Source organism: Novosphingobium rosa NBRC 15208 (assembly GCF_001598555.1).
In the GTDB taxonomy this organism is placed as follows: domain Bacteria; phylum Pseudomonadota; class Alphaproteobacteria; order Sphingomonadales; family Sphingomonadaceae; genus Novosphingobium; species Novosphingobium rosa.
In genome coordinates this window covers 1-18,074 of sequence record NZ_BCZE01000044.1, presented here as the reverse complement: position 1 = coordinate 18,074, position 18,074 = coordinate 1, and the positions used below count along the sequence as shown (strand labels likewise).

Genomic DNA, 18,074 nt, shown 5'->3' with positions numbered 1-18,074 from the left:
CGCCCCCCATGTCTTTTCATGTGTCTTTTCATGTGTCTTTTCGTATGTCTTGGCCCATTCTGGGCACGGCGATGGCGGCCCTCGCGATCGCTGGCATGACCCCTCTGGCGGCTCATGGCCCGCCAGTTGCAGACCCCGACGCCCGCCTGCGCGATTCGGCCAGTGGCGCTGATTGGCCAGCCTATGGCCGCACCCTTGGCGAACAGCATTTCAGCCCACTCTCCGCGATCAGCACCGGCACGGTTGCCCGCCTGGGCCTGGCCTGGAGCATCGACCTTCCCCCCGGCAACCCGATGAGCGCGCCGATCGCCGTAAATGGGGTACTCTACACCGCGACCGGCTACAGCGTGGTACGCGCCATCGATGGCGCAAGCGGCAGAATCCTGTGGACCTACGACCCGCATGCCGCAGAGGCCGCCGGCAAAAAGCTGCGCATGAACTGGGGCAGCCGTGGCCTGGCCTGGTGGGAGGGGCGGCTTTACGTCGGCACGGTCGATGGCAGGCTGATCGCGCTGGAGGCCCGAACCGGCAAGACGCTGTGGAGCGTGATGACGGTTGGCAAGGAGGATATGCGCAGCATCACTGGCGCGCCGCGCGTCTTTGACGGCAAGGTGCTGATCGGCCATGGCGGCGCCGATGTCGGCCCGACGCGGGGCTATGTCACCGCTTATGATGCGCGCAGCGGCCGCCAGCTCTGGCGGTTCTATACGGTGCCCGGCAATCCGGCGGATGGCTTCGAGGACAGCGCCCAGGCCATGGCCGCCAAGACCTGGAGCGGGCGCTGGTGGGAGCATGGCGGCGGCGGCACCGCCTGGAACACCTTCAGCTATGACCCCGAAACGCGCAGCCTGTTCATCGGCACGGGCAATGGCGCCCCCTGGAACCACCGGGTCCGCAGCGAGGGCAAGGGGGACAATCTGTTCCTCTGCTCGATCATCGCGCTGGATGCCGATACCGGGCGCTACAAATGGCACTTCCAGTTCAACCCTGGCGAGACCTGGGATTACAACGCCGCCATGGACATGCATCTGGCCACGCTGCCCATCGCCGGAAAGCCGCGCAAGGTGGTGATCGAGGCGCCCAAAAACGGCTATCTCTATGTCATCGACAGGAACACCGGCGCCTTCATTTCGGCGGACCGGATCGCCAAGGTGACCTGGGCCAGCGCGATCGATTCTGTCACCGGGCGTCCGGTCGAAACGCCCGGCGCGCGCTACGCGGACGGCCAGTCCTTCGAGCTCTGGCCCAGCCCTCACGGCGCCCACAGCTGGTTGCCATCGGCCTTCAGCCCGCAGACCGGGCTGGTCTATGTGCCGGTGATGAACAGCGGCGAGACCTTCAGCAACGCCGGGATCGATCCGCAAAGCTGGCGTCATCCCGATACGGGCGAATGGTCTCCGGCAGCCAGGGTGGTGCCGGTCAGCGGCCAGCAGGACAGCTATCTGCTGGCATGGGATCCCCTGCGCCGCCGCCAGGCGTGGAAGGTGCCCACACCAGCAGCCTGGAATGGCGGCGTGCTGGCAACAGGCGGCAGGCTGGTGTTTCAAGGGCAAGGCCAGGGGCGCTTCATCGCCTATGACGCCGCGAGCGGGCGCCGGCTCTGGTCTTTCGATGCGGGGGTGCCCGTGCTGGCCCCGCCCATCGCCTACACCGCGCGCGGCAAGGAGTATATTACGGTACTGGCGGGCGTCGGCACCACTGCCGGTGTACTCGGCGGCGAAATGGCCATGACGGTCGATTATCGCAGCCAGCAACGCCGGATCCTGACCTTTGCCCTGGGGGGCAGTGCCAGGCTTGCTGCGCCCGTGCCGGTCGTTTCGGCCTGGCATGACGATCCCGCCTTGTTGCCCGATGCCCAAGCCGCCGAACGCGGATTTGGCCTGTTCGCGCGGCGCTGTGTCGCCTGCCACGGCATGCCCGGCGCATCGGGCGGCACTGCGCCGGAACTGCTCCGCTCCGCCATGCCCGGATCCGCCGAGACCTTCGAGCAGATTGTCCGCCACGGCGCATTGCAGAGCCAGGGCATGCCCGCTTTCGCTGAGCTTTCCACCCAGCAGCTGACGGACATCAGGCAGTTTCTGCATGCGCAGGCCCATCGACAGGCCAATTGAGCCCCCAATTGAGCCAAGCCCCCGCCACGCATGGCGCGGCGGTTGGGTACAGGCCTTGGGCGGTTCAATCTTCCGGGGCGATCTCCACCTTCAGGCCGTCCAAGGTAGCCTCGAACCGGAGCTGACAGGACAGGCGTGAGCTTTCCTTCCGATTGTCGGAACTGTCGAGCAGATCGTCCTCGTCAGAACTTATCGGTGGCAGCCGGTCGGCAAAATCCGGGTGCACATAGACGTGGCATGTCGCGCAGGAACAGCTGCCCCCACACAAGGCCAGAAGCTCATCGAAACCATTGTCCCGCATGATTTCCATCACGGAACGACCGGCGATCCCCTCGACTGCGGTCTCCTTGCCGTCACGGTCGACGATCAGCAATGTACCCATGATTGTACGATCCCCTCATTGAATGGCTGTAGCTGCCCCCTCACAGGCAGGATTTTCTGGCTACAGGCCACCTTACCCCATGGCTTGGGCGGCCACCTGCGCGGCGATCCGGTCACGGATCTGATCGGGCGTGCCATCCATCACCTCATTCACCAGGGCCCGCTTGAGGAAGAGATGGCAATTGTATTCCCAGGTGAAGCCGACACCGCCATGCATCTGGACCGCATCCTCGCCAATGGCCCGGAAAGCCTCGACCGCCAGGATCCGGCTTTGAGCAGCCAGCACCGCCCAGCCCTCGCTCCGGCGGGCGAAAGCGCTGCTGGCATGGCGCGCCAGAGCGCGGGCCAGTTCCAGCGCTACCTTGTGATCCGCCGCGCGATGCTTGAGCGCCTGAAACGATGCGATCGGCCGCCCGAACTGCTGGCGCCCCAGCATATAATCGATGGTTTCGCTCAGGCATTGCGAGGCCGCACCGATGGAATCCCACGCCAGAGCCAGATCGCCATGGGCCTGGGCCACGGCCAGGGCCAGACTGCCATCCACCGCCAGACTGCCTTGCTCGCCCTCGACCGAAAGGGCAGCATAAGCGCGGCCACGATCCCATGTCTCGACCGGAACAAGGCTGACCCCCACAGCATCGGCCGGGATCAGCCGCGCGGCGGAGCCATCGGCGGCGATCAGCAAAAGATGCGTGGCACGATCAGCCCCGCCCACAATCCGCACCTGCGCATGATCAGGAGTCTGGCCCGCCGGCAACACGATGGTCGCAATCCGCCACCCCTGCCCGACAAGATCCGACAGAGCCTCCGCATGGCCACCGGTGGCCAGAACATCGATGGCGGCCATCGTTCCTGCCAGCCAGCTTGGCGCCAGAGCACGCCCCATTTCCTCATAGATCGGGGCCAGCGCCTCGAAACTCTGGCCCAGCCCGCCCTGCGCCTCGGGCACGATCAGCAGATACCAGCCCAGTTCGGCCATCTCCGCCTCCAGCGCCGCGCATCCCGCATCCTTGCCCTCCCAGGCGGCGCGACGTTCGACCTTATTCGCCAGGAAGCGCTGCGCGGTTTCACGGATCTCCTCGGGATCGATGCGCGTCTCACTGTCCAGAACCGTCATACCAGCGCCTCCCGTGGCATGCCCAACACGCGCTCCGCGATGATGTTGCGCTGGATCTCGTTGCTGCCGCCCGCAATATTGTATTGATAACTGTTGAGAAAATCGAACATCCAATTGCCAGTTTCATAGCCGGCACCCAGAATGTAATCCGTATCGCGCAGTGCGGCCAAGCCCTCCAACCGCAGGCCAAGCGCCGTGAAATCACGCGACAGCCGCGCATAGGCCAGCTTCAGGATGGAGGCATCGCCAACCCTCTCCTGCCCGGACATCCGGTTGCTCATCAGCGTGGCCAGCATCGCCCGCAAGGCCTCGATGCGCGCCGCAATATCGACCACGGCGCGCGCGCTCTGCGTATCGAGACGCTCCTGCCCGCCAGCCGCTGCAACCAGCCGCCACAGGGACAGCGCCAGACGCTCGGTCAGCTCCACCAGCGTCAGCCCCCGCTCCGAGGAGAGCGTCACCTGCGCAACCTTCCAGCCCTTATTTTCCTGGCCGACCAGATTTTCCACCGGGATCTCGACCTCATCCAGAAAGATCTCGGCGAATTCCTCATCGCCGGTGATTTGCTTGATGGGGCGCACTTCCACGCCTTTGGATTTCATATCCATCAGCAGGAAGGTGATGCCGCCCTGCTTCGGGCCGCTGCTGTCGGTGCGCACCAGCAGCAGGCACTGATCGGCAAATTGCCCCAGCGTCGACCAGATCTTCTGCCCGGACACGATGTAGCGGTCGCCCTTGCGCACTGCACGGGTGCGCAGGCTGGCCAGATCCGAACCGGCGCCCGGCTCGGAAAAGCCTTGGCACCAGATCTCTCCCTTCAGGATCGCCGGCAGATGGCGGGCGCGCTGCGCCTCTGTGCCGCATTCCACCAGCGTCATCGCGGCATGGTAGAGCGAGACGAAGAACAGGCTCATGCGCGGGGCGCCCGCGCGTGCCAACTCCTCGAAGATGGCGATCTGCTCGGGCAGGGAACGGCCCCCGCCCGCATAATCCTTTGGCCAGTGCGGCGTGGCATAGCCCCCCTCGACCAGACGGGCGAACCAGGCCTTTTGCGCCGCCAGGAAGCCGGGAAGATTGTCCCCATGCTGATGGTCGCGCCAATCGGCGGGCAGGTTCCGGGCCAGCCACTGGCGAAGTTCGGCCCGCAAGGCGTGTGTCTGGTCTTGGTCGCTCACAGCAAGTCCCCGAATTTATTGGCCGGTAAAAACAGGCGGGCGCTTTTCAAGAAACGCGTTCACCGCCTCGGCGTGATCCCGCGTGGTATGACACAAGGCCTGCGCCGCCGCCGAGGCCTCCAGAATGGCCGACAGGCTGGCCAGCCGGCTTTCCCGGATCAGCCGCTTGGTCATGCGCACGGCATGGGGCGGATTGGCCGCGATGCGCTCCGCGAGAGCACGCGCCTCCCCTGCCAACGCGGCGGCGGGCACCACCCTCGACACCAGACCGCAAGCCAAAGCCTGCGCCGCATCGAGCAGATCGCCGGTGAAGGCCATCTCGCTGGCCTTGGACCAGCCCACGATGCGCGGCAGCAGCCAGGCCCCGCCATCGCCGGGCACGATGCCCATCTTCACGAAGCTTTCGGCGAATTTGGCGGTATCGGCCGCGATGCGAATGTCGCACATGCAGGCCAGATCGCAGCCCGCCCCGATGGCCGGGCCATTGACCGCCGCGATGACCGGCACCTCGATGCTCTCGAACAGCAGGGGCAGCCGTTGGATCCCGTTGCGGTAGTTGCGCCTGGTGATCGTTGGCGCCGGATCGTTCAGCCCGCCGCCCTGGCGCATCGAGGCGATATCCCCCCCCGTCGAAAAGGCCGATCCGGCCCCGGTAAGGATCACCACCCGGCAATCCAGATTCCTGTCCGCCTCGGTGATCGCAGTACAGAGTGCATCGATCACCGGCGGTTTCGAAATGGGATTGCGCGCTTCGGGCAGGTTCAGCGTGAGGGTCAGAATGCCCTGCGAGAAGTCGGCAAGAACGAACTCGCTCATCGCGGGGGCATCCGAATGGCGCCATCGATGCGGATGGTTTCCCCATTGAGCATCGGGTTGGCGATGATCTGCTCGGCCAGCAGCGCGAATTCGCTGGGGCGGCCCAGCCGACGCGGATGCGGCACAGCTGCGGCCAGCGCCTCGCGGACGTCTTCCTTCACGCGTTCCAGGATCGGCGTGTCGAAGGTGCCAGGGGCAATGGTGCAGACGCGGATCTGGTGGCTGGCCAGATCGCGCGCGGCCACGATGGTCATGCCCACGATGCCCGCCTTGGCCGAAGCATAGGGAATCTGTCCAATCTGCCCTTCGAAGGCGGCCACCGAAGCCGTCATGATGACCACCCCGCGCTCACCCTCAACCGGTTCATTCTTGGCCATGCGCGCGGCGCCAAGGCGCAACACGTTGAAGCTGCCGATCAGATTGATGCGGACGACGGTCTCATAGACCTCCAGCGAGCCGGGATTTCCCTCCCGGTCGACCACCCGGATCGGGCCGCCGCGCCCGGCGCAATGCACCACGGCACGCAAGGTGCCCAGTTCCTGCGCCACATCGAAGACAGCGTCCATCTGCTCGGTGTTGGTGACATCGGCGGCCACGAAACGCGTGCCGCCACCGATCTCGCGCGCGACCTCCTCACCGTTCGGCGCCAAATCGGCGATGACCACGCGGGCCCCCGTGGCCACCAGCTTTTCCGCCGTCGCGCGCCCCAGGCCCGATGCCCCGCCCGTGACGACTGCGACAATACCCTTGATCTCCATGGTCCATCACCCTGCTTAGAAGCGTTCGATAATCGTTGCATTGGCTAGGCCCCCGGCCTCGCACATGGTCTGCAGGCCATAGCGCCCGCCGGTTTCGATCAGCCCCTGCAGCATCGAGCCCATCAGCCGTGTGCCCGAAGCGCCCAGCGGATGCCCCAGCGCGATCGCCCCGCCGCGCGGATTGAGCCGGGCCGGATCGGCCTTCAGCTCCTTGAGCCAGGCCAGCGGCACCGGCGCGAAAGCCTCATTGACCTCGATATGGTCCATGACCTCGATCGACAGGCCAGCCTTGCGCAACACGCGATGGGTGGCGGGGATCGGCGCGGTCAGCATCAGCAGGGGATCATCGCCGATGACATCGAAGGCCACGAAACGTGCCTTGGGCTGCAGGCCAAGCCGGTTGGCGGCCTTTTCCGACATAATCAGCGCGACCGAGGCTCCATCGGTGATCTGCGAGGAATTGCCCGCCGTGATGCTCCAGCTGATTTCGGGAAAACGCGCGGCAAGCACATCATTGTTGAACGAGGTGCGCAGCTGCGCCAGCCCTTCGGCGGTGGTGGTGGCACGGATCGTCTCATCCTGCGCGACGACGCCGTCGGGGGTTTCGATGGGAACAATTTCATGGCCCAGCCCGCCCGCCAGACGCGTGGCCTCGGCCAGTTGGTGCGAACGCGCGGAATAGGCATCCATTGCGTCGCGGTCGATCTGCCAGCGCGCGGCGATCAGCTCGGCCGCCACGCCCTGGCCGACCGTGTCGGGAAAGCGCTGGTCATAGGCGACCCCATGCGGGTCGGCCCCCATCCGGGCCGAGCCCATCGGCACCCTGCTCATGGATTCGATTCCGCCTGCCAGCACGATGTCATAAGCGCCCGCGGCGACGCCCTGCGCCGCGAAATGCACCGCCTGCTGGCTCGATCCGCAGCGTCGTTCGACCATGGTGCAGGGCACATGGGTGGGATAGCCGGCCGCCAGCCAGGCGGTGCGGCCAACCGGCACGGCCTGCTCGCCCGCCTGGCTGACGCAGCCCATGATCAGATCATCGACCGCGCCAGGATCAAGCTTGTTGCGCTCGACCAGCGCCACCAGCACCTGGCGCAAAAGATCGGCGGGATGAACACCGGACAGGATGCCACCCGCCTTGCCCCGCCCCATCGGGGAGCGAACGATATCGATGATAACAGGCACGTTCTGCATGCTGATCCTCTTCGGGAATACTGTAATGTTTCGAAAACATGATGACTTTGTTTGCCAATTCAGGCCATAGCGCGCGCAGGCCGGGCAACATGACCTTCAACTCAGGACAAGATTCCATCATCCTCGGCGCGATAAGGGCGCGGATCGGCATGATCGCGAAACTTTCTGGTCCATTCAGGGTCGCCGATCATCGCCCGCCCCACCGCAACCAGATCGAATTCTTCCTTGCTGAACCGCTCAAGCAAGGGGGCAAAGTCGGTCACGGCGGCGGTTGCCTTCACGCGATCGTACATGCCCTGGTTGATGCCGACACCGCCGACCGCCATCGACAGGGCACCGGTCACCTTGCGCGCCCAGCCCGCCAGCGAGTCCGGCGATCCTTCAAAACCCGCGCGGTTGTAATAACGCACGCTGGCATCGAAGACATCGACCCCCGCATCGGCCAATGGCTGCAAAACGTCGGCCAGTTCTTCTGGCGTATCGGCCAGTGTCGCGCGGAAATCCTGCTGCTTCCACTGCGAAAAGCGGAAGAAGATTGGCAGGTCCTGGCCAATTTCCGCGCGGATACGGCGCACGATCTCCGCCCCGAAGGCAGAGCGACGATTGCGGTCTCCGCCCCAGCGGTCATCGCGTTGGTTGGTTCCTTCCCACAGGAAATTGTCGATCAGATAGCCATGGCCGCCATGCAGCGCGATCCCGTCGAAACCCACCGCCACCGCATTGACCGCACTGCGCACGAAAGCCGCGATGGCATCCTCGATATCCTCTTCGCTCATCGGCACGCCGATGACGGGATCCTTGGGGATGCTTGTCGGGTTGATCGACGTCATCCGGCCCAGCGGGCCCCAGAGGCCCGACGGGCTGACGCTGGGCACATCCGGGTTGGGGCCGGTGCCCGGCTTGCGCATGGCCCCCTGATGCCAGAGTTGCGGTATGATCCGCCCGCCATGCTGATGCACGGCCTTGACCACCTCCGCCCAGCCATCCAGCGCGTCGCCGCTCATCACCGGAACGTTGTTTTCGCCCAGACCGGCATCGCCCAGGGCTGCAGCGTGATCCACCGCCACGCCCTCGGTGATGATCAGCCCGGTTCCCCCTTCCGCGCGGCGGCGGTAATAGGCCACGACATCCTCGGTCGGCACACCATCCGGACAGAAGCCGCGCGTCATCGCCGACATGACGATCCGGTTGCGCACCGTGACACCGCGAATAGTCAGAGGCGTAAACAGGCTCTCACGGTCCAAAGCCACATCGACAGTCATGACACAGATATCCTTGCTGAACGTCCATCCGTGGTGTCGCAGGAAACCGGTCGCGCCAAGCGGTCAGTGCAGGGGGACAAGACCGGCTGCGTCCACGGGCAAGCTGTCAGCCGACCGCACCTTTCTCTTCCGCCCAGAACGGCGCGCGCAACTCCCGGCGCAGCAGCTTGTTGCCGGCGTTGCGGGGCAGCGTGGCCGCCAGAACCACACGCCGGGGCATCTTGAAACGGGCAATCCGCCCCTCCAGCCAGGCGCGGATCTCCACCAGCGTGGGGGCAGCAGTCCCCGGACGGGGCACCAGAATGGCCACCACATCCTCGCCCCATGTCACCGACGGCGCGCTTACCACGGCAACGTCCAGCACGGCGGGATGACCGAAGATCGCATTCTCGACCTCGGCAGGATAGACATTCTCGCCGCCTGTGATGATCGTGTCCTTCGCCCGGTCGAGCACGTAGAGATAGCCCTCGGCATCCATGCGCCCGATATCGCCGGTGCGCATCCAGCCATCGGGGCGCAGGACTTCCACATCGGCATCCGGCCTCCGCCAATAGCCCGCCATCACCGAGGGCGAACGTATGGCAATCTCTCCGATCTGCCCGGCGGGCAGGGAGCCCCATTCATCATCGACAACCGCCAGCTCCACCCCCGGCATGGCCCGCCCAGCCGAGCGCAGACGGTCTGCCTGGCTTGACAGGTGATCCTCCGGTGACAAGGCGACAACACCGCCCGCCGCCTCGGTCATCCCATACATCTGGATGAAATCGCAGCCAAACAGCGCCATCGCGGCACGCAGCAGCGCCTCGGCGATGGGCGCGGCGCCATAGGTGATAAATTTCAGCGAGGACAGGTCACGCCTCTCCACACCCGGATGCTGCATCAGCAGTTGCATCGCGGCGGGCGCCAGCAAGATATGGCTGACCCTGTGGCGCTCGATCAGCGCCAGCACGCCGGGCGGATCGAACTCGCTGGTGATTGCCACCTGCGCCCCGGCGTAAAGCCCGAAAAGCGCGTAAGCCGTGCCGGCGATATGAGCGACCGGCAAGACAAGCGCCACCGTATCGTCGCGCCGGGGAAACCAGGCAAAGCCGGCGCGATAGCCTGGCGCCCGCAAGGCCAGCATATTCGCATGGGTGAGCATGGCCCCCTTGGGGCGCCCCGTGGTACCCGAAGTATAGACCTGGAACACGATCCGATGCGGATCGGCGACAAAGGGCGGCAGAGCAACCCGCGATCTGGGCAGGAGCGCGGCATAGTCCAGCAGCATCGCCGGAATATCCTCCCGCGCCGCCAGCCTGCTGGCCATGGCGAGAAACGCCGCATCGGCATAGAGGCTGCGCATGGCGGCATCCGCCACGATAAAGGCCATCTCGGCTTCGGCCAGACGCCAGTTGAGCGGCACCAGCACCAACCCGATCCGTGCGACAGCATAGAGCAGCACGAAATAGCTGTCGCTGTTTTTGCCCAGATAGCCGATGCGGTCGCCCGGCCCGAAACCCGCCGCGATCAGACGCGTGGCCATGGCCTCGGACTGGTCATGCAGCGCCGCATAGGTCGTCGTGCGGCCCGCAAAGGCCAGAGCGGCGCGATCCGGCGTGGCGGATGCATGATAGGCCAGCTCATCCCACAAGGTGGTCAGGCGATCATGGGCAAGGCCGAAGGCATCACCCATGCGCTCAACAGCCTTTCCACACCGGCGCGCGCTTTTCCGCAAAGGCCGCCGCCCCTTCGCGGGCATCGTCGGAAGCGAAAACCGGCGCAGTGATCACAAATTGCCGCTCGAACATCTCGGCCTCCGGCCATTCCCGGCTATCGTTAAGCACCTGGCGGCTGACCGACACCGCCATCGGCCCATTCCCGGCGATCAAGCGGGCCACATCCAGCGCCGTGGCCAGCGCCTGTCCCTCAGGCACCATGCGGTTGATGACCCCGGCGGCGGCCAGGCGCGAGGCGGGATAGATGTCTCCGGTCAGCACAAATTCGGAGGCCAGCTTGATCGGCATTTGCCGTGGCAGGCGCACCAGCCCGCCAGCGTTGGCCACCAGCCCGCGCTTCACCTCGGTGAGACCGAATTTCGCGGTTTCGGCGGCGATCACCATGTCACAGGCCAGCATGATCTCGAAGCCGCCCGCCAAGGCATAGCCCTCGACCGCCGCGATGAAGGGTTTTTCCAGCTTCGACTGGGTCATGCCGGCAAATCCGGTACCGGGCAGCCGCACCACCTCGCCGCGCAGGAAGGCCTTCAGGTCCATCCCCGCGCAAAAACTGCCACCCGCGCCCGTGATCACGGCGCAGCGGATCGCGGGATCGGCATTGATCCTGATGACGGCGGCCTCGGCGGCCAGCGCTGTCTCACGGTCGATGGCATTGCGCGCTTCGGGACGGTTGATGGTGATGACAGCAACGCCATCCTGTATATCGAATTCAACGGGCATCGCGGTTTCCCCCTTCATCCATGCGCCTAAATCGAGCGCGCAATCAGCAATTTCATGATTTCGCTGGCACCGCCGTAGATGCGGAAAGCTCTGGCGTCCTTGTACATCTCGGCGATGGGGTATTCGAGCATGTATCCATAGCCACCGAACAGCTGCAGACATTCATCGATGACAAAGGCCTGCGCCTCGGTGACGAAGAGCTTGGCCATGGATGCGGTCGATGGATCGAGCGCCTTGTTCAAAAGCTGTTCGGTGCAATGGTAAAGAAAGGTCTTTGCCGCCGTGGCCCGTGTCTTGCATTCCGCCAGCTTGAATTTCGTGTTCTGCTGATCGAACAGGCATCCGCCAAACATCTTGCGCTGCTTGGCATGATCGACTGTGAGCGCCAGCGCGGCCTCGATCATCCCCATCGCCTGCCAGGCGATCACCAGCCGTTCCTTGGGCAGTTGCTCCATCAGCATACCAAAGCCGCGGCCCTCGACACCGCCGATCAGATTTTCGGCGGGCACGCGCATGTCGTTGAAGAAGAGTTCGGCGGTGTCGCGCCCTTCCTGCCCCAGCTTGTCCAGCAGGCGGCCCCGCTCGAAACCCTCGACCTTGTCGACCTCCACCGCGAACAGGGAAATGCCTTTGGCCCCGGCAGAAGGATCGGTCTTGGCCGCCACCACCACCAGCGAACAGGCATGGCCATTCGAGATAAAGGTCTTTTGCCCGTTGATCACATAATGATCGCCATCGCGCCGCGCGCTGGTGCGCATCCCCTGCAGGTCGGATCCGGCCCCCGGTTCGGTCATCGCCACAGCCAGCAGCGTCTCGCCCGAGACCACGCCCGGCAACCAGGCCCGGCATTGCTCGGGGGTGGCATAATGGTAGATGTAGGGCGCCACCACGGTAGTATGCAGCGAATAAGCGAAGTTGAGCGCGTTTTTCAGCCCCTGCCGCTCCATCACAATGGCGTCATAGCGGAAATCCAGACCGGAGCCGCCATAAGCCTCGGGAATCGTCGCGCCAAGGATGCCTGCAGCACCCGCCTTGCGCCAGGTGTCCTGCTCCACGAATCCCTGCTCGCGCCAGCGCGCCAGAGTGTGCGCATCGGCATTCTCGTCCAGAAAGCGGTCGACCATGGCCTCGAACAGGCGCAGATCTTCGTCGTCCATGAAGGCAGGGCGGGGTAAATCGAAGGCGGCCAAACCCAGGCGCTCCTCTTTTGGGGAATTGCTTCCGGTCTCCTACACCGGATGCCGCGCCCGCGCTTTGACTGGGGTTGCAGTGAAACGATGCATGGCCTGCACTGCGGCGCGAAAGCATCGCGGCCCTGCCCCCACCCCGCTAGAGCTGAAGGCACGTGGGAGAAACAGGCATGACAAAAATGTACGATGTGATTGTGGCCGGTTCCGGCTCGGCGGGCATGGTGGCGGCGGTACGCGCGGCGTCACGCGGCCTCAACGTGCTGGTGATCGAAAAGACCCACAAGATCGGCGGCACATCGGCCACCTCGGGCGGGGTGATCTGGATCCCCAATCACGGCCTGGGCACCCCTGACAGCGCAGCCGAAGCGATGACTTATGTGCGCTCCGTGGCGAATGGCCCTGTGCGCGAGGACCGCATCGACGCCTTCCTGGAGGCCGGGCCACGCATGATCGCCTTTCTCAAGGAGATCGGCATGGCGCCGGTGGTCATGCCCTGGCCGGACTATTTCCCGGAGAATCCGGGGGCCCGCGCGGATCGTTCGATCGTCTTTCCCAAATATGACGGTCGTCGCCTGGGCGATCTCTTCCCGCTGATCCGCGAACAGTTCACCCGTTTCAAGCTTATGAACCGCTATACGCTTGATTTTATGGAGGCCAACACCATCTCCACGCGCTCTCCGGGGTGGAAACGCGAAGTACTCAAGGTGATGGGCCGCTATTGGTTCGATCGCAACACGCGCGGGCTCACACGGCGCGACCGCCACTTCAGCCTGGGCGCGGCGCTGATCGGCCCGCTGGTCGAGCGTTACAGGGCGATGCGGGGCGAGTTTCTGCTCGGCACGGCTGCCAAGGCCTTTCTGCTGGAAGAAGGGCGCGTGGCCGGCGTGGTGACAGAGCGCTTCGGCCGCACCGAGACCATCCGGGCACGCCATGGGGTGATCGTCTGCGCGGGCGGCTTCGAATGGAATCAGGAGCTGCGCAACCGCTTCTTCACCATCCCCGGCGACACCCGCAACAGCAGCACGCCCGAGGAAGCCAATCGCGGAGAGCTGCTTCAGGCGGGGCTGGAGATCGGCGCCAAGACCGAATTCACCGAAACCGGCTGGTGGGTGCCCACCATGTCGATCCCCCTCACCACCGCCTCGAATTTCGAGGAAATCCATCAGGCCGTGTTCGATGTCGGGCGCCCGCACAGTGTCTGCGTCAACCGCAATGGCGACCGCTTCGTCGACGAGGCCTGCGGCTATGACCGTTTCGGCAATGCGATGATGGAGGACCAGCTGCGCACCGGCGCCAACACCCCGTGCTGGCTGGTGTTTGACGCCAGCTTCCGCCGCAAGTTCACCGCCGGCGGGATCATGCCCACCGCACTGATGCCGGACCGCCGCATCCCGCCGGACTGGTGGGACCACTACATCTTCCGCGCCGACACGCTGGCCGAACTGGCCGCGAAGATCGAGATCGATCCCGCCAGGCTGGAGGCGACCGTCCTTCGCATGAACGCTTATGCCAAATCGGGCGTGGATCCGGAATTCGGGCGCGGCGGCAATGCCTATGATCGCAACTTCGGCGACCCCTCGCTCAAGCCGAACCCCTGCCTGGGCGCCATCGTCAAGGCGCCCTATTATGCCGTGCCGATCAGCCTGGGCGATCTGGGGACCAAGGGTGGCCTGAAATGCGACGCTCAGGCGCGGGTGCTGGGGGCGGATGATGCACCGATCAAAGGGCTCTATGCGGCAGGCAATGCCTCGGGATCGCCTTTCGGCAATGCCTATCCCGGTGCGGGCGGGACCATCGGCCCGGCCATGACCTTCGGCTTTGTCGCCGCCGACATGGTGGCCGCCGAGGCCAGAGTGAACATCGGGGTGAACAGCAGCCCGGCACAGGTCACCGCCTGACCCCAGGCAAAGGGGGAAGGGGGAGGGATACCCCTCTCCCCTCGTCACAAGGTGTAGCCGCCATCCACGATCAGGGTCTGCCCGGTGAGATAGCTGGCCCGCTCCGAGGCAAAGAAGGCAGCGGCCTCGCCGACGTCCCCGGCCAGGCCGAAGCGGCGCAAGGGAATGGATTTACGGAATTTTTCCCAGAATTCCGGCGTCATCCGCTCGGCAATGAACAACTCGCCCAGACCCGCGTTCATCGCGCCGGGGGCGACAGAATTGGCCCGGATGCCAAAGCGCCCTTCTTCCTTGGCAATTCCCCGGCACAAGGCCTCGATCGCGGCCTTGGGCGCGGCGGAAATCGTATCCCCCACAATCACCCGCGTGTTCGCCATCGAGGTCACCGCCACGAAATTTCCGCCCTGCTGCGCGCGATACAGCGGCAAAACCGCCGACACCACGCGGGTGAAGCCCAGCGCCTCGGCATCGAAGACCGCGCGCCACTCCTCCTCGGTGATCTCACCGATCTGCGGCTGCTCGATGGCCAGGCCCGCGGCCCAGACCACCGTATCGATCGCACCGCCTCGCGCCCGCGCTTCCTCGACCACCGCAAAGACCGAGCCCCTGTCGGTGACATCGCAAGGCACCGCCCAGCCCTGGCAGGTTTCGGGCAGGCTGGCCGCCAGAGCCTCCGCCTTCTCGCGCCCGCCGCGATAGGTGATCACGATGTGAGCCCAATCCCGCGCCAGCGCACGGACGCATCCCGCGCCCAGCCCACCGGACCCTCCGAAAACGATCGCGCATTTGCCCATGCCCTGTTCCCTTTCAAGCTCTTATGGTGCTGCCCCCATCGACAGCCAGTTCGACACCTGTGGTGAAACCCGAAGCATCCGAAGCCAGCCAGAGCGCGGCCTGCGCCACCTCCTCGGGCTTGCCGATGCGGGCCATGGGATGGATCCTGGCGAAGAGCGCATAGGCCTTGTCGCGCTCCAGCCCTGTCTTGCGCAATTCTTCCTCGAACATTTCGGTCTCAATGCCACCGGGGATCACGGCGTTCACCCGGATGGGGTCGCCAGCGGCGGCGCATTCCAGCGCGAAAACACGGGTCAGCGCATTCAACGCCGCCTTGCTGACGCTGTAGGCGGTGAAGCCCGGCGTCACCCGCACTCCAAAGGCGGAGGAGATGTTGACGATGCTGCCCGGCCTACTATCGCGGCGCATCAGCCCGATCGCCGCGCGGCACCCCAGGAACGGGCCGCGCAGGTTCACATCCATATGATCCTGCCAATTGGCATCATCGGTGTCGATCAGCCGGGCACTGCGCGTGATCCCGGCACAATTGACCAGCACATTGAGCGCCCCCCACTGCTCGTCCAACTGCGCAACCGCCGCACGCCACTGGCTGTCAACGGTGGTATCCAGCGCGATGGGCAGCACATCACCGGGGATCTGCCCGGCGGACTGGCGGGCTTGCTCGATGGTCCGCGCCGCAAGGGCCACCCTTGCCCCTTCGGCGGCAAAGCGCCTCGCGATGGCAAACCCGATCCCCTTCGCCCCCCCGGTGACGAGCGCGACCTTTCCTTCAAGCGCAAGCATGGCCTCAGACCTCCTTGTTCGAAGTCTTTGTGAGGTGCGGGGCGGCCCGGCTCAAGCAAAGTCCCCACTTCGCCGTCCTGCGCATGGATCAGTGCACCGGCAGTCAAGTCCCCGCCCTGTCATCGGCCTGCGCTGCGGGCTATCGTGACGTCATAGAAGATCCAGCCAGACCATAACAAAGGGATGAGCATGACTTACGAAACGCTGACGCTCTCTTTCGATGAGGGCGTGGCCGAATTGCGCTTCTCGCGTCCCGATCTGCTCAACCGCTTCGACATGCCGGCCCATGTCGAATTCGTTGCTGCGCTCGAAGCGGTGGCCAACCGGCTGCCGGATGTTCGGGTGCTGATCCTGTGCGGCGAAGGCCGCGCCTTTTCGGCGGGAGGCGATTTCGACGAGATGCTCGACGCGCACCGCAGCAGAGCGATACGCAACGATATGGTCAAATATGCCAAGCTGGTCTTCCAGGGTGTGGCTGATCTGCCCATACCGGTGATCTCGGCGGTGCAGGGCGCGGCCATCGGGCTGGGCGCCACGGTGGCCACGGTGTCAGACATCGTGGTGGCCTGGAAAGACGCCAAGATTGCCGACACCCATGTCAATGTCGGCCTTGTCGCCGGGGATGGGGGCGTCATCAGCTGGAGCCAGTCGATCGGCATCAACCGCGCCAAGCGCTACCTGCTCACCGGAGACGTGATCACCGGCGCCCAGGCCTATGAATGGGGTCTGGTGACCGAGCTGGTCGAAGCCGCCGAGGATGCCCTGCCCCGCGCCCACGCGCTTGCCCGGCGGATCGCGGCGATGCCGGCGGGCGGCGTCAATGGCACCAAGCGGACCTTTTCGCGCATCACCGCCCTGCTGGCCGCCCAGGCGCTGAGCCTTGGCCTCGATTGCGAGATGGAGGCGATGGCCAGCCCCGACCTGCCGGAGACCATCGCGACACTGCGCAAGAAATAAGAACAATTGGTCCAGGGGAGAGCCAGGCCATGGCCTACACACATGTCCACACACCTTTGCGGATTGGCCGCCAGACCATCAAGAACCGCATCTTCCGCCCCGCTCATGCCACCATTCTGGGCAAGGGCAGCATGGGGGATGCGCTGATCGCCTATCATGAGGCGCGAGCGCGGGGCGGCGCGGGCCTGTCGATCATCGAGGTCGGCTCGGTGCATTCCACCAGCCCCCTCTCGATCGATCTGTGGAAGCCCGAGCTGGAAGGGGGCTACCGCAAGCTGGGCGAGATGGGCCGCAGGCATGATATGAAGATCTACCAGCAGCTGTGGCACGCCGGGCATCACAGCATGCCGCGCGATGGCAGCCCGCCCTGGGGGGTCAGCCCCACGCCCAGCGTCGAGGTGGGCATCGTTCCCATCGCGATGACCAAATCGATGATCGCCGAAATCATCGAGGCCTATGCCACCGCTGCCCGGCGCATGGAGGCCTGGGGCATCGATGGCGTGGATGTGCATTGCGCCCATGGCTATCTGCCCGGCCAGTTCCTGTCGGCCAACACCAATCTGCGCGAGGATGAGTATGGCGGCGCCACCATCGCCGAGCGCGCCCGCTTTGTGCTGGAGCTGATGGAGGCGGTGCGCGGCGCCGTCTCGCGCGATTTCGTGGTGGGGGTGCGGCTGGCCCCGGATCTTACCGTCGGCGGTGTCGATGAGGCGCAGAACCTGGCTGTGGCGCTGATGCTGCAGGAGCGCGATCTGATCGATTATGTCAATGTTTCGGTGGGCAATTACAACAGCTACACCAAGATGGTGGGCGGCATGCATGAGCCGGTGGGCTATGAATTGCCCACCAGCGTTCCCATCACCCGCCAGATCAGCCTGCCCACCATGGCGGTGGGCCGTTTTCGCACGCTGGAGGAATGCGATCAGGTCATCCGCGCCGGCGATGCCGATATGGTCGGGCTGGTGCGGGCGATGATCGCCGACCCCGATCTCGTCAACAAGAGCCTGGCGGGCAAGGTGGAGGAGGTGCGCCCCTGCATCGGCTGCAACCAGGCCTGCGTGGCGCAGGTCTCCACCGAGCACGGGCATCTGGAATGCGCGGTCAATCCCGGCAATGGGCATGAGCTCTATCGCGGTGACGCGCAGCTGGTACCGGCTACCGAACCGCGCCGCGTAATGGTGGTGGGTGGCGGCCCGGCGGGG

The 18,074-nt window shown here is 65.1% G+C and carries 16 protein-coding genes; 4 read left to right on the top strand and 12 right to left on the bottom strand.

Annotated features, from left to right (window positions below):
- The first annotated feature begins 44 nt into the window (after window positions 1-44).
- Window positions 45-2,111, top strand: coding sequence for a PQQ-dependent dehydrogenase, methanol/ethanol family (locus SR3_RS17265; protein WP_157098925.1), 2,067 nt, complete (start codon window positions 45-47; stop codon window positions 2,109-2,111).
- A 64-nt stretch (window positions 2,112-2,175) separates the two neighbouring features.
- Here the strand turns inward: SR3_RS17265 and SR3_RS17260 are convergent, their stop codons facing one another.
- From SR3_RS17260 to SR3_RS17215, 10 genes are all read right to left on the bottom strand, one after another.
- Window positions 2,176-2,493: a 2Fe-2S iron-sulfur cluster-binding protein gene (locus SR3_RS17260; RefSeq protein ID WP_068088934.1), complete on the bottom strand. Its 318-nt coding sequence runs from the start codon at window positions 2,491-2,493 to the stop codon at window positions 2,176-2,178.
- A gap of 72 nt (window positions 2,494-2,565) precedes the next feature.
- A complete protein-coding gene (locus SR3_RS17255; protein ID WP_068088931.1) occupies window positions 2,566-3,609 on the bottom strand; it encodes an acyl-CoA dehydrogenase family protein in 1,044 nt (347 codons plus the stop codon).
- On the bottom strand, window positions 3,606-4,784 hold the full coding sequence (locus SR3_RS17250; protein WP_157098924.1) for an acyl-CoA dehydrogenase family protein: 1,179 nt from the start codon (window positions 4,782-4,784) through the stop codon (window positions 3,606-3,608). The genes SR3_RS17255 and SR3_RS17250 overlap by 4 nt, the downstream gene beginning before the upstream one ends.
- 15 nt (window positions 4,785-4,799) lie before the next feature.
- Window positions 4,800-5,600, bottom strand: a complete 801-nt coding sequence (locus tag SR3_RS17245; protein ID WP_068088924.1) for a crotonase/enoyl-CoA hydratase family protein — start codon at window positions 5,598-5,600, stop codon at window positions 4,800-4,802.
- On the bottom strand, window positions 5,597-6,358 hold the full coding sequence (locus SR3_RS17240) for an SDR family NAD(P)-dependent oxidoreductase (RefSeq protein WP_068088921.1): 762 nt from the start codon (window positions 6,356-6,358) through the stop codon (window positions 5,597-5,599). The genes SR3_RS17245 and SR3_RS17240 overlap by 4 nt, the downstream gene beginning before the upstream one ends.
- Before the next feature lie 15 nt (window positions 6,359-6,373).
- Window positions 6,374-7,552 (bottom strand): thiolase family protein, encoded by a 1,179-nt coding sequence (locus tag SR3_RS17235; protein ID WP_068088918.1) that lies wholly within the window; start codon window positions 7,550-7,552, stop codon window positions 6,374-6,376.
- A 101-nt stretch (window positions 7,553-7,653) separates the two neighbouring features.
- Window positions 7,654-8,814: an NADH:flavin oxidoreductase gene (locus SR3_RS17230; protein WP_068088915.1), complete on the bottom strand. Its 1,161-nt coding sequence runs from the start codon at window positions 8,812-8,814 to the stop codon at window positions 7,654-7,656.
- A gap of 106 nt (window positions 8,815-8,920) precedes the next feature.
- On the bottom strand, window positions 8,921-10,486 hold the full coding sequence (locus SR3_RS17225) for a long-chain-fatty-acid--CoA ligase (RefSeq protein ID WP_068088911.1): 1,566 nt from the start codon (window positions 10,484-10,486) through the stop codon (window positions 8,921-8,923).
- A 4-nt stretch (window positions 10,487-10,490) separates the two neighbouring features.
- The gene (locus SR3_RS17220; protein WP_157098923.1) at window positions 10,491-11,249 is read right to left on the bottom strand and encodes a crotonase/enoyl-CoA hydratase family protein; all 759 of its coding nucleotides are present in this window, start codon (window positions 11,247-11,249) and stop codon (window positions 10,491-10,493) included.
- Between the two features lie 26 nt (window positions 11,250-11,275).
- Window positions 11,276-12,406 carry an acyl-CoA dehydrogenase family protein gene (locus tag SR3_RS17215; protein ID WP_245653963.1) on the bottom strand — a complete coding sequence of 377 codons (1,131 nt, stop codon included), beginning with the start codon at window positions 12,404-12,406 and terminating at the stop codon, window positions 11,276-11,278.
- 203 nt (window positions 12,407-12,609) lie between these two features.
- Here SR3_RS17215 and SR3_RS17210 point away from each other — a divergent pair, with 203 nt between their 5' ends.
- Window positions 12,610-14,337 (top strand): FAD-dependent oxidoreductase, encoded by a 1,728-nt coding sequence (locus SR3_RS17210; protein WP_068088903.1) that lies wholly within the window; start codon window positions 12,610-12,612, stop codon window positions 14,335-14,337.
- A gap of 44 nt (window positions 14,338-14,381) precedes the next feature.
- Here the strand turns inward: SR3_RS17210 and SR3_RS17205 are convergent, their stop codons facing one another.
- Both SR3_RS17205 and SR3_RS17200 read right to left on the bottom strand, forming a co-directional pair.
- Window positions 14,382-15,131 carry an SDR family NAD(P)-dependent oxidoreductase gene (locus SR3_RS17205; RefSeq protein ID WP_068088901.1) on the bottom strand — a complete coding sequence of 250 codons (750 nt, stop codon included), beginning with the start codon at window positions 15,129-15,131 and terminating at the stop codon, window positions 14,382-14,384.
- A gap of 13 nt (window positions 15,132-15,144) precedes the next feature.
- Window positions 15,145-15,915 (bottom strand): SDR family NAD(P)-dependent oxidoreductase, encoded by a 771-nt coding sequence (locus tag SR3_RS17200; protein WP_068088898.1) that lies wholly within the window; start codon window positions 15,913-15,915, stop codon window positions 15,145-15,147.
- A gap of 189 nt (window positions 15,916-16,104) precedes the next feature.
- On the opposite strand from SR3_RS17200, the gene SR3_RS17195 reads away from it, so the two are divergent.
- Window positions 16,105-16,872: an enoyl-CoA hydratase/isomerase family protein gene (locus SR3_RS17195; protein WP_218018840.1), complete on the top strand. Its 768-nt coding sequence runs from the start codon at window positions 16,105-16,107 to the stop codon at window positions 16,870-16,872.
- A 29-nt stretch (window positions 16,873-16,901) separates the two neighbouring features.
- Window positions 16,902-18,074: oxidoreductase (locus SR3_RS17190; protein ID WP_456093771.1), on the top strand; the 1,173-nt coding region annotated here is incomplete at its 3' end.